The organism is Loigolactobacillus jiayinensis, assembly GCF_003946445.1.
GTDB lineage: Bacteria > Bacillota > Bacilli > Lactobacillales > Lactobacillaceae > Loigolactobacillus > Loigolactobacillus jiayinensis.
This window is the reverse complement of record NZ_RHOF01000077.1, coordinates 1-11,747: the sequence shown is the minus strand read 5'-3', so window position 1 is coordinate 11,747 and position 11,747 is coordinate 1. Positions and strand designations below refer to the sequence as shown.

Genomic DNA, 11,747 nt, shown 5'->3' with positions numbered 1-11,747 from the left:
TAGAATACCAAGGAATTGGTGGGCTTCATAGACGGTCTGTTATTTACTGCTTACCTTTGAGCAATCTATCAACAGGATAAAGTATAGAGCCGAACATAAAGCCAGCTTACCAGCTGGCTTTTTTGATTCCCGGAATTTGGCCCCGATGAGCATATTCGCGGAAATTGATTCGCGATAAGCCAAACTTACGCATATAACCGTGGGGGCGACCATCAAGGACGTCGCGGTTGTGCAATCGTGTTGGTGACGCATTACGCGGTAGTTGGCTGAGTGCAGTGTAGTCATGCGCCGCTTTTAATTCAGCTCTGACTGCAGCATAGCGTTTGACGGTAGCTGCAATTTTTGCAGCTTTCGCAATTTTTGATTTTTTTGCCATTAAATAATCTCCTCGAAAAAATGATGACAATTTGAATGTTCCTCGCAAAATTGAGCTTAGTTAGTGTACCATGCAAATTACTTTTCGCCAAAGACTTAGCTCCTAATTGCTAGTTGACAAGACACCTATGTGTGCTATGCTATTAGCCATTAGGTGACAAGACACCTAAAATGAGTGAAAAGTAGGCGGAATATGGACAAGGTTAGTGAAGGTAAACTGCTGACAGTAGCAGGATTTGCGTGGCTATTTGACGCGATGGATGTCGGCTTATTGTCGTTTATTATTGCCGCGTTAAAAGGTGAATGGCAACTCAGCACAGTCCAAATGGGCTGGATTGGTAGCGTCAGTTCAATTGGTATGGCAGTGGGGGCATTATTTTTTGGTATTCTAGCTGATCGAATTGGGCGGCGTGATGTTTTAGTTTTAACGTTATTATTATTTTCAATTGGCAGTGGCATCTCGGTGTTAGCAACTGGCTTCACTATGTTCATTATCATACGTTTCTTCATTGGTGCGGGGCTTGGTGGTGAATTACCGGTGGCTTCAACGTTAGTTTCCGAAAGTGTTGCGCCGGAAAAACGTGGTCGTATCGTCGTTTTACTAGAAAGTTTCTGGGCAGGTGGTTGGATCATTGCGGCGTTGATCGCTTATTTTGTCATTCCACGTTTTGGTTGGCGAATTGCGGCGCTAGGGACTGCATTAACTGCTGTTTATGCGTTGTATGTGCGCTGGCAAATTCATGAACCAGTTAGGCCAGTTCAAACGAAACAACCGACGCTATGGCAAAATATGCGTGCCGTTTGGTCAGCGCCTTACGCAAAAGCCACGTTAATGCTGTGGCTTTTATGGTTTGCGGTCGTTTTTTCCTATTATGGGATGTTTTTATGGTTGCCCAGCGTTTTGGTATTGAAAGGTTACAGTTTGCTAAATAGTTTTGGCTATGTATTGGCAATGACCGTGGCACAGTTACCAGGATATTTTACTGCCGCCTGGCTAATTGAAAAGTGGGGGCGTAAACGAGTACTGATCGTCTATTTAGTTGGGACAGCGTTAAGTGCGTATTTCTTTGGTAACGCTACGGGCTTGGCCAGTATCCTAATTTTTGGTGCCTTGCTCTCTTTCTTTGACCTTGGTGCATGGGGCGCAATGTACGCCTACTCGCCAGAACAGTATCCAGCAGTTATTCGCGGAACTGGAACGGGAATGGCCGCTGCGTTTGGACGAATCGGCGGTGTTGTGGGGCCGTTGCTGGTTGGTTACTTACTAACCGCACAAGTCAGTGTCAACGCAATTTTTGTGATTTTTACTGGCGCAATTGTGGTTGGTATTATTGCAGTGGCAATATTAGGTGAAGAGACACGCGGCCGTGTGTTGGTTTAAGCGGTTAATTATTGAAAAAGTGTGGCTAAAATAGTCACACTTTTTCTTGTGTTGTCTGTTATACATGATATAATACAAATAGAATAGGAAAGCGGGTGAATCGATGCTATTAAAAATTGACGTGGCAAGTACGGTACCGCTGTATCAGCAGATTCATGACCAAATTATTTTAGGCTTAGCGTCAGGCCAGTTACAACCTGATGAGGCGCTGCCGGCAGTACGCCAGCTAGCCGATGAGTTGGCGGTAAATATGCTGACGGTGGCCAAGGGCTATAATTTGTTGAAGGCGGAGGGCTATTTAATCAGTGATCGGCGCCAAGGAACACGAGTAGCGGCTAATTTCCAAGCAGACGCGGTATTTATGCAGGCCCTGCAAGAACAACTACATCAATTGACAGCAGCGGCAAAAATCCGTGGCTTAGACGTTAAGGATGTGCAAGAACTAGTCGCGGCGCAATATCAATCGTTTGAGGGGGAATAAATATGCTAAACTGGCTTTTTGTTGGCATGACCATTTTTGTAGCGGTGACGATGGCAGCGACTACTATGTTGCCAGCTAAACCACATAAGAATGTTATTTTAGAAACGACATTACCACACGAACAATTAAACCATCCCGCAGTCCACGCCTTAACCAAAAATTTTCGCAAACAATTATGGTGGCTGGCATTATTTTTTAGTCTAGCTGGCTTACCAATCATATTTATTCACTTTGATTCATTAGCGCTATTATATTTTATGCTATTATTATTCGGATTGATTGGTGTTTTTTATGCCACTGAAGTTCGGTTTATCCATAAAATGAGCCGACTGAAGCAGCAACATAATTGGTTACAGAAACAAAATACTGAAAAAGTAGCTGATACCCAACTAATTTTAACCAAAAATCGCCGTTTACTATCGATGCAATGGTTTATTGGCAGTGGTGGCCTATTGGTGATTGGTTTAGTGAGTAATTTGTGGTTGTTGGGCTGGGGAACCAGCTGGCCATTATTATTAGCTTTAACGTTGGGTTGGGCCTTGTTTCTACTATTATATTGGGTGATTGCTGCCTTACCAGTACGTGTTCTGACCGCCCAACCAGAATATGATCGTGTCTTAAACGATTCCTACCGCCAAACTTGGTCACGCCAAATGGTGTTAGGCAGTTACGTGATTGGCAGCTTACCGCTGATTATTAGCATAACGACAATGGCCTTTAGTTTGATTTATATCTATTTCATCATAGTGACCGCATTTTGCATTTACCTCATCTACGATTTGATCCGTGAACGTAACTTTGAAGATCAACTACTCGGCAACTTTTCGCCACAAACGACTACCGACGAAGATCGTTATTGGCGTTATGCCATGTACATCAACCGTGACGATCATCGTTTATTTGTACCAGATCGTGTTGGTGTGAATATTTCGTTAAATTTAGGGCGCCCAGCCGGTAAATTGATTGGTGGCATAACCGTAGTGCTAGTGCTTGGTTTATTATTTAGTGTTACTGGTACCTTACTAGCATTGGATTTTGGTGGTAATAGCATTCGTGCCAGTGCCACGACGCAAACAATCACATTGAAGGCGCCAGGTACCACTACGACCCAGATCAAACGGCAGTCGGTTCAGCAGGTACGATTGCTTCAACAGTTGCCAGTTGGGGCAGTGCGCGTGAACGGTATCGGTACTAATAACTTTGCAATTGGTAACTTCCGCGTCGACAAGCGTGCTGCTAAGTTATATGTTGTGCAAGATACCGGGACAGTCTTACTGTTACAAACGAATCATCGCGATTATTATTTTGCCGCTAAAAATCCAAAAGAAACGCAACGATTATATCGCGCGTTACAATAAAAAAGTAGCCGTATCCATAAAGGATATCGCTACTTTATTTTTTGCCTAAACCAGTAAACATCAATTGTTTATAGGCTTCAACACCGGGTTGATTGAAGGGATCAACTTCAAGGATCAGTCCAGAAATAAAAACGGCGTATTCAAAGAAGTAGAATAATTCACCGAATGTCGTTAAATCTAGCTTAGGCAAATGTAATTCGATCACGGGAACGCCGCTTGCTTGGTGAGCAGTGATCGTTGCCTTTTCAGCAACTTGATTAATTTGGGTCAATGTTTGACCAGTTAGATAATCAAAATCGTCGGTAACATCGCTTGCTTGAATAGATAAATCATGTCTAGGCTGGTCAATCACTAACATAGTTTCCAGCAGTTGGCGCTGTCCTTGCTGAATGTATTGCCCCATTGAGTGCAGATCTTCCGAATAGGTCAACGCCAATGGTAACAGACCCTTATTGCGTTTGCCTTCACTTTCAGCGAATAATTGAGTCCACCAGCGGCCAAAGAAATCGAGTTGTGGTTCAAAATGACCTAGTACTTCGACACTTTTACCTTGTTGGTGTAAATAATTACGCAGACTAGCATATTGAAAGGCGGGATTATTACCGCCATTGTTGGCTTGTAATTGCGCGCGCATTGTTTGAGCACCTTGGACTAAAGCTGTAATGTCGATGCCAGCCACAGCGATTGGGAACAGGCCGACATCACTGAAAACGGAAAAACGGCCACCAATATCGGTGGGAAAGGTCAGGAATGGATAACCTTCTGCTTGGGCTAATTGTTCTAAATGACTCCCCCGAGTACCAGTAACAAAGAGATGCTGAGCATAATTAGCACCATACTTTTGTTGCAGAAATGGTTTGAAAATACGGAAACCAATACCAGGTTCCAAGGTCGCAAAATTCTTCGCAATCACGTCAACGTAAACTTCCTGCTCAGCTAAGTCATTTAATAGGCGTTGATAATAAGCAGCTGATAAATTGGTACCAGCATAAATGATTTTAACCTGACCATGTTGTTGTGCGAAGGCTTCGATCACGGCACGGGCGGCTTGGTTAGAGCCACCAACACCAACGATAACCAAAACATCAGCAGTTGCTTGAACCTGGGTAGCCAAGTTTTTTAAATGGGTAAGTTGAGTAGCATCAGCCCATTTATCAACCGTCAGCCAACCAAGATCGTTATGCTGCAAGTCAGTGTCTGGTTGGGTTTGTTGAACTTGGTGCAATTGTTCTAAATGGGCTTGTTGATAAGCAGCGAAATCAGTGGCGGAGAAATTAATTGTCATTTTAGGGGTAATTGTTAGCATAGGGACAGCTTCCTCTCATGTTTTCTCCTATAATAATGCCGCTAGCTTAAATGGAACTAAAAAACTCAGACCAATAAAAGTCTGAGTTTTTAAATAACGATGATAATTAGCGCAAATTTAGCTATGAACAGCTATCCTTTAATTTTGCGCTAACTGGACGATTTTAGTTGATCGCTGTGGCTGTGGTTGTGCGGGGACCCCAACTGCAGTATGACCAGCTGCGACATTTGTCAGCACTACGGCACCAGCACCGATTTTAGCGTTATCGTGGATCGTGATTGGTCCGAGGATTTGAGCGTAGGCGCCAATCAGCACGTTATTGCCGACTTTAGGGTGCCGTCGACCTTTAGTGGCATGACGTGAACCGAGCGTGACGCCATGTAGAATCGTAACGTTGTCACCAACAATTGCGGTCTCACCGATAACGACACCAGCGCCATGATCGATGAACAGTTGCTGACCGATTTGGGCACCGGGATGAATTTCAATACCGGTAACTTTTTTGGCTAAGTGGGCGCTAAGGCTGGCGACTAAATAGAAGTGCTGTTGGTACAACCAGTGTGAAAGACGATGCCAGCTCAGCGCATGTAACCCAGAGTAGGTCAGTAAAACTTCCAGCAAACTATGGGCCGCCGGATCGCGCCGTTGAATGGCTTTTGCGGTGGCAAACATGATGATTCCTCCTTTTAAAGACTATAGTGCAGCAAAGGCTTGATCTAGATCAGCAATTAAATCGGCAATATCTTCTAAACCAACGGATAAGCGAATCAATTCGTCTTGAATCCCATTAGCTAGCCGAATTTCACGCGGAATTGAGCCGTGGGTCATGACGGCAGGGACTTCAATCAAGCTTTCTAATGAACCAAGGCTTTCAGCCAAAGCCACTAATTTCAAACTTTCGACAAAGGTTTTGGCACTTAAGCCAGCTTGTAATTCAAAGGAGATCATACCGCCAAAACCATCCATTTGTGCTTTGGCAGTTTTGTAATCTTCAGTTCCTGGTTTGCCTGGATAATAGATTGTAGCGACTTTTGGTTGCTTTTCTAAATATTGGAAAACTGCTTTGGTGTTGGCTTCATGAGCACGCATCCGGACACCTAGCGTCTTGATACCACGTTGAAGTAACCAACTATCTTGCGGGCCGAGGATCGCACCGATTGCGTTTTGCAAGAAGCCGATTCGTTCGCCCAGTTTAGCGTCGTTAGTAACGGCTAAGCCAGCGACAAGATCACTATGGCCGCCAAGATATTTCGAAGCACTATGAACAACAATATCAGCACCAAGTTCCAGTGGCCGTTGGTTGTAAGGTGTGGCAAAGGTATTGTCAACGATAGTCAAAAGGTCATGCTTTTTGCCTAAGCTACTTAAGGCTTTCAAGTCGGAAACGTGGAGTAGTGGGTTCGTTGGTGTTTCTAAATATAGGGCTTTAGTGTTGTCTTGAATCGCGGCTTCAACAGCGGCTAAATCGCGGGTATCGACAGCAGTAAAAGTCAATCCTTGACGCACCATAACTTGGTTAAGCAGGCGGAACGTACCACCGTAAACATCGTTACCAACAACTAAATGGTCACCTTGAGAAAATAGCGATAAAACCGCGTGGATTGCAGCGGAACCTGAGGCAAACGCAAAGCCAGCCACACCGCCTTCAAGATCGGCAATTAATTTTTCCACCGCATTACGGGTTGGGTTGCCGGTGCGGGCGTATTCCCATTTTGGCTCGCCACCGAGTACGTGTTGATGGAAGGTTGAGTTTTGATAGATTGGCACGCTAACTGCACCTGTGTCTTTGTCTTCGCTAACGCCGCCGTGGATCAATGTTGTGTCAAATTTCATGTTAATTTCCTCCTATGAGTTTAGTCTGAGTAAATGTTTTCGCTGAGATAGCGTTCGCTACTATCTGGGAAAATGGTAACAATGTTGCTGCCAGCGGGCAATGTTTCTGCAACCTTTAAGCTAGCTGCAAGGGCTGCGCCACTGGAACTACCAACTAACAAGCCGTGTTCTTGAGCCAATAATTTAACGTTGGTGAAGGCGTCAGCGTCGCTAATGGTGTAGATCGCATCAATTTTTACATCCTGGAAAAATGGTGGGATGAACTCGACACCAATGCCTTCAGTACGGTGGCTGTGCTCTGGCCCACCGTTGAGAATCGAGCCTTCAGGTTCTACCGTGTAGGCCTTAACCTGGGGTAACTGATCCTGTAGATATTTTGCAATACCGGCAAAGGTACCGCCGCTACCGGCACCAGCCACAAAAGCGTCGATTTTAGTACCAAGTTCAGTCGTTAGCTCAGGGCCTAATGTATCGTAATAAGCTTTGGGGTTGGCTGGGTTTTTAAATTGCATAGGAACAAAACTGTTCGGTGTTGCGGCAGCAATTTCTTCAGCTTTGGCAATAGCACCTTTGATACCCGCAGCAGTTGGCGTATTGACCAACTTAGCACCTAAGGCTTTCATCAGCGTTTGTTTTTCAAAGCTGAATTTCTCAGGAACAACCAAAATAACTGGTAAATGATGCTGTTGCGCAGCAAGGGCTACGCCGATACCGGTGTTACCGGCAGTGGGTTCGATGATCGTAGTGCCGGCGGTGATTTTACCTTGCTGAATACCAGTTTCAATCAGCGAAACACCCAAGCGATCCTTGATACTGCCACCAGGATTAAACATTTCCAGCTTAGCAAAGATATGGCTATTATTGGGCACCGGTAAGTTAAGCTCCAGCAGCGGCGTATTGCCAATCAATTGATAAATATTTTGATATATCATCGTGCTTCCTCTTTTCTTAGGCCGAATTTAGGATAGAAAAAAGGCGCGGATTTGATTAAACAAATCTGCGCCTTTCTCGATTCAACTGATTAATTGTGGCTTGCTAACCGACTTTATTTTTGGGTAGCACAATCAGTGTATCGCGAAAGACGCGGTACACAACAACATACGCTAGCATTAACAAACGTTAAGTTGAACATAGATTGTGCCTCCTTAGTTTCAATTGATTTTATTCGTCCGTATTGATTACTCTTTCAGAATACGAGCCGGCTGAATGATTGTCAAGTGAAAAATTTATTTTGTTAATAATTTACCGCTTTTTTGATACTGACCAAGCGCAACTAAGACATCACCAAGACATATGCCGTAACGCCGCTCTTGCTGGCTGTTAGCCGTTTGCTGTAATGCTAAAAAAGTACAACTTATCGCGTTTTTTACGGCTTGAGAAAAAGTTTTTTCGTAGTGTAGAAAGCCAGTTAATAAAGCTGTAAAAACATCACCACTACCAAAAAAATGACCAGTGAGTTGTGCTTGTCCGAAATAGTTAACTTGATCGTTAACTAACCAAATGCAGCCAACCTGTTGCCGCCTAGTAACGCTAGTGATTACCGCATGACCATTTTTAGGTAACTTGTGTTCAAGTACTTTTAGTAAGTGATATTGTTCTGCTAAAGTTGGCTGTGCGCTAACTGAAATACCAGTTAACAGTTGGGCTTCAGTTAAATTAGGCGTCACCACGGTAGCGTATGTTAGTAATTGTGTTAGTGCTTGTGGATAGTCTTTAGGTAAACCGGGATACAGGGCGTTTTGATCAGCCATAACCGGATCAACTACGATCAACGGTAATACTTGTTGCCGAATAAGTTGTTGCATTGTCGTCATTAAGTCAGTTCTACCCAAGTAGCCAATTAATAGGCCAGAAAAAGTTAACTGTTGTTGTTGCCAGTGCGTAAAAACTTGTGGTAACCAGTGATTTAAATCAACCTGAACTGGCGTTGCAAAGCCTTCTGTTTGTGTGGATAATAATTTTGTCGGTAATACAGCCTGCGGTAAATTGAAGGCGGCTAAAATGGGAAGGGCCACTTGTAAGGATAAACTACCAATAGCGGATAAATCTTGGGCGACGATCAGTGGTGCGGTTTTTGGCATGATGTTGACTCACTTTCTACTCATAATTTCAGTGGCTGACGTAATTTTATTGTTAACGGTAAAGCGACCACAGCTCCAGCAAGTACTTGCAGCGCGTTTGTTGGAATACCGACTAGACCTGGTGTTAACGAATATAATAGGGTGTCAGTGAGAAAATAGCCGGCGATAACAATTAAACCACCAATAAACAGCGCCGATATCTGAATTTTACGGCTAGCTTGGTAACCGATCCAACCGACAATGAAGCCCTCTAAGCCATGAACGACTAATGAAAAAACCATATACTGTGAATAACCAGAAATTAAATCGAGCAAAAAGCCGCTTAAGCCACCGACAATTAGGCCAGTACGTCGACCGTAAAGTAAGGCCGCAACGAAAATACCGGCATCGCACAAATTAATATTCCCGTGTGTCATCGGAACTGGAATAATAAAAAACCGTGCAATCACCACATTAAGGGCAATTAAAAGTGCTGGCAAAACAACGCGTTTGGTTAATTGATTGGTTTGCATAGGAACACCTCCCTTGATTAATAATATTATGAAATTAGTTTAATTCAATTCTTTTGACAAGTAAAAAAAGTTTAGGTATGCTTAAATATAACTAAATAACAGTAGGTAACGTGTTTAGATTTCAAACATTTTTCAAGCGTAGCCTAGATTTAGTATAAGTGTGATGCAGCAGTCCTGCTTGATCATGCTAACAAATAAGAAAGTAGAGTGTTCCTGTGATAATACGTGAAGCAACACCCGATGATGCGGGCCAGATAGCCCCCTTAATCAATCTGATCTACGATGAAATGCAACTAGACGAACTTGAAGACGTTCCAGAAGGTGACTTGCTGAAGGTCATCAGGGCAGCTTACCAATTACCGACTTATTTGTCGGGTATGGCAACTACCGTGGTGGCCGAAATCAACCAGCGAGTCGTTGGTGTGGCGTTTGGTTATCCAGATAAAAACGAGGATAATGTCGATGCCATCTTAACCAAGATCTCGCAGCACGTCAAAAGTTTTCAAAAGCAACCATTAGTTCCAGATTCGGAAACATTCAATAATGAATGGTATCTTGATTCGATCGCCGTTGACCCTAATTATCAGGGACAAGGGATCGGTAGTCAACTACTCAAAGCTTTACCACGATTTGTTAAAAATAGTGGTATGACCACAATTGGCTTGAATGTTGACTTTACTAACCCTGGTGCAATGCGCTTGTATCAAGGCCATGCCTTTGAAACAGTTGGGACTATGATGATCGGGGATCACCAGTATTATCATATGCAGGCTGACGTTAAACAGACTGCTATTGCGAGTTAAAAATGCCATAAGATAGGGCTTTACCGATTTTAGGTTAATGCTCAAGGGGTATCTTATGGCATCCGCTTACTGATAATGTTCAGAAATACAAGCGGCTGCGACATAATTTATTTGTGTCCCAGCCGCTTTTTTTATGCAATTGAGGTACTGTGTAAAGGTTGTTTACGTTCTGGATAAAGTGTTTCGGCAATATGATTAATGGCGGTTGGTGCTTCGCCAAAGCCAGCGGCAATCAATTTAGTTTTGCCAGCATAAGTTACTGTATCGCCAATGCCATAGATGCCAGGGATACTCGTTGCCATGTTTTGATCAACCGGTAAAGCGCGGTGTTCTAATGGCAAGCCCCAATCACGTAACACATGATTATCGGCGGTGAAGCCGTAATTGACTAATAAGGCATCAACGGTTAAGCGCTGTTGCTCTGTACCTTTTGCTTGTTTAAGTTGGAGTTCAAGGCCAGCTGGCTGTTTAGTCAGTTCACTAAGGTTAAAGGGCGTGACCAGGTCAACATTGGAGGCTTCTAATCGTTTGACGTTAGCTTCCAGGCCGCGAAAGCGTGGGCGGCGATGAATCAGGTATACTTTTTGGGCCACTTTTTCCAGAGTTAACGCCCAGTCGATTGCCGAATCACCACCGCCAGCGATGGCAACCGTTTTGCCAGTAAAATCAGCCACGTTTTTGACAAAATAGAACACTTCTTTACCATCAAGTTTAGGGTCATACTTAACTGCTAATGGGCGTGGTGAGAAAGCACCGCCACCAATTGCGACAATAATTTGGCGCGTGTGGGTCACGCGCTTAGTTGTGGTCAGCACAAACTCGGTGCCTTGTTTTTCAAGGCTAAGGACTTCTTCATCGCAGAACACTTGTGGTTTGAAATCGGTGAATTGCAGCATTTGCTCTTGTAGGCTGTGGACTAACTCGCGACCTTTAATGTGAGGAAAACCCGCCACATCGCGAATGATTTTTTCTGGATAAAGCGCCGCTACTTGACCGCCAAGTTGGGGCAAGCTTTCGATCAATTGAGTATCGAGTTCGCGTAAACCGGCGTAAAAGGCGGCAAACATGCCGATAGGGCCACCACCGATCACAGTTAAATCGTACAGATGAGTATCGTGCTGCATTTGTTTTTCCTCCTCTAAATCTGTGCCAGCGCCTGATCCAGATCAGCAATCAAGTCGTCCACATTTTCGATCCCAATTGATAACCGAATCAAGTCAGGGGTGATCCCCGTCAATTTCAACTCTTCATCGTTTAATTGGGCGTGCGTTGTTGAAGCAGGATGGATGATCAAGGAATGAGCGTCGCCAACGTTAGCTAATAAGGAGAACAAGTCCAAATGTTCGATCAAAGCTTTACCAGCCGCTTCGCCACCTTTTAAGCCAATGGTAAAGATTGAACCAGCACCCTTAGGGAAATACTTTTCGGCTAGATCATGATAAGGACTATCAGCTAATTCTGGATAGTTGACCCAAGCCACCTTGGGATGTTCATTTAAGTAATTAACGATTTTACGGGCATTACTAACATGGCGTTCAACGCGCAAGGATAGGCTTTCTAACCCTTGAATCAACAAGAATGAGTTAAAGGGACTGATCGTACCACCGAGGTCCCGTA

At 44.0% G+C, this 11,747-nt stretch carries 13 protein-coding genes; 4 read left to right on the top strand and 9 right to left on the bottom strand.

Annotation, left to right across the window (positions count from 1 at the left end; all coding sequences use genetic code 11):
* Positions 1 to 106: 106 nt before the first annotated feature.
* Positions 107 to 376, bottom strand: coding sequence for a 30S ribosomal protein S14 (rpsN, locus tag EKM80_RS13630; RefSeq protein ID WP_125554132.1), 270 nt, complete (start codon positions 374 to 376; stop codon positions 107 to 109).
* A gap of 192 nt (positions 377 to 568) precedes the next feature.
* Here rpsN and EKM80_RS13625 point away from each other — a divergent pair, with 192 nt between their 5' ends.
* From EKM80_RS13625 to EKM80_RS13615, 3 genes are all read left to right on the top strand, one after another.
* Positions 569 to 1,756, top strand: coding sequence for an MFS transporter (locus EKM80_RS13625; RefSeq protein WP_125554130.1), 1,188 nt, complete (start codon positions 569 to 571; stop codon positions 1,754 to 1,756).
* Between the two features lie 103 nt (positions 1,757 to 1,859).
* Positions 1,860 to 2,237: a GntR family transcriptional regulator gene (locus EKM80_RS13620; protein WP_125554128.1), complete on the top strand. Its 378-nt coding sequence runs from the start codon at positions 1,860 to 1,862 to the stop codon at positions 2,235 to 2,237.
* A gap of 2 nt (positions 2,238 to 2,239) precedes the next feature.
* Positions 2,240 to 3,595, top strand: a complete 1,356-nt coding sequence (locus EKM80_RS13615) for a PH domain-containing protein (RefSeq protein ID WP_125554125.1) — start codon at positions 2,240 to 2,242, stop codon at positions 3,593 to 3,595.
* A gap of 34 nt (positions 3,596 to 3,629) precedes the next feature.
* Here the strand turns inward: EKM80_RS13615 and pgi are convergent, their stop codons facing one another.
* The 6 genes from pgi to EKM80_RS13585 all read right to left on the bottom strand — a co-directional run bounded on the left by pgi (position 3,630) and on the right by EKM80_RS13585 (position 9,327).
* Positions 3,630 to 4,901, bottom strand: coding sequence for a glucose-6-phosphate isomerase (gene pgi, locus EKM80_RS13610; RefSeq protein WP_125554123.1), 1,272 nt, complete (start codon positions 4,899 to 4,901; stop codon positions 3,630 to 3,632).
* Between the two features lie 138 nt (positions 4,902 to 5,039).
* Positions 5,040 to 5,573 carry a serine O-acetyltransferase gene (gene cysE / locus EKM80_RS13605; RefSeq protein ID WP_125554121.1) on the bottom strand — a complete coding sequence of 178 codons (534 nt, stop codon included), beginning with the start codon at positions 5,571 to 5,573 and terminating at the stop codon, positions 5,040 to 5,042.
* 21 nt (positions 5,574 to 5,594) lie between these two features.
* Positions 5,595 to 6,734, bottom strand: a complete 1,140-nt coding sequence (locus EKM80_RS13600) for a trans-sulfuration enzyme family protein (protein ID WP_125554119.1) — start codon at positions 6,732 to 6,734, stop codon at positions 5,595 to 5,597.
* 20 nt (positions 6,735 to 6,754) lie between these two features.
* Positions 6,755 to 7,666, bottom strand: a complete 912-nt coding sequence (locus tag EKM80_RS13595; protein WP_125554117.1) for a PLP-dependent cysteine synthase family protein — start codon at positions 7,664 to 7,666, stop codon at positions 6,755 to 6,757.
* Between the two features lie 294 nt (positions 7,667 to 7,960).
* The gene (locus EKM80_RS13590; RefSeq protein WP_125554115.1) at positions 7,961 to 8,815 is read right to left on the bottom strand and encodes a PfkB family carbohydrate kinase; all 855 of its coding nucleotides are present in this window, start codon (positions 8,813 to 8,815) and stop codon (positions 7,961 to 7,963) included.
* 20 nt (positions 8,816 to 8,835) lie between these two features.
* Positions 8,836 to 9,327, bottom strand: coding sequence for an ECF transporter S component (locus EKM80_RS13585; RefSeq protein WP_125554113.1), 492 nt, complete (start codon positions 9,325 to 9,327; stop codon positions 8,836 to 8,838).
* Between the two features lie 215 nt (positions 9,328 to 9,542).
* Here EKM80_RS13585 and EKM80_RS13580 point away from each other — a divergent pair, with 215 nt between their 5' ends.
* Positions 9,543 to 10,130 (top strand): GNAT family N-acetyltransferase, encoded by a 588-nt coding sequence (locus EKM80_RS13580; RefSeq protein WP_125554111.1) that lies wholly within the window; start codon positions 9,543 to 9,545, stop codon positions 10,128 to 10,130.
* A gap of 131 nt (positions 10,131 to 10,261) precedes the next feature.
* Here EKM80_RS13580 and EKM80_RS13575 read toward each other — a convergent pair whose 3' ends face one another.
* Positions 10,262 to 11,254: an NAD(P)/FAD-dependent oxidoreductase gene (locus EKM80_RS13575; RefSeq protein ID WP_125554109.1), complete on the bottom strand. Its 993-nt coding sequence runs from the start codon at positions 11,252 to 11,254 to the stop codon at positions 10,262 to 10,264.
* A 14-nt stretch (positions 11,255 to 11,268) separates the two neighbouring features.
* On the bottom strand, positions 11,269 to 11,747 hold a 479-nt coding region (locus EKM80_RS13570; protein ID WP_164509583.1), incomplete at its 5' end, for a PLP-dependent transferase.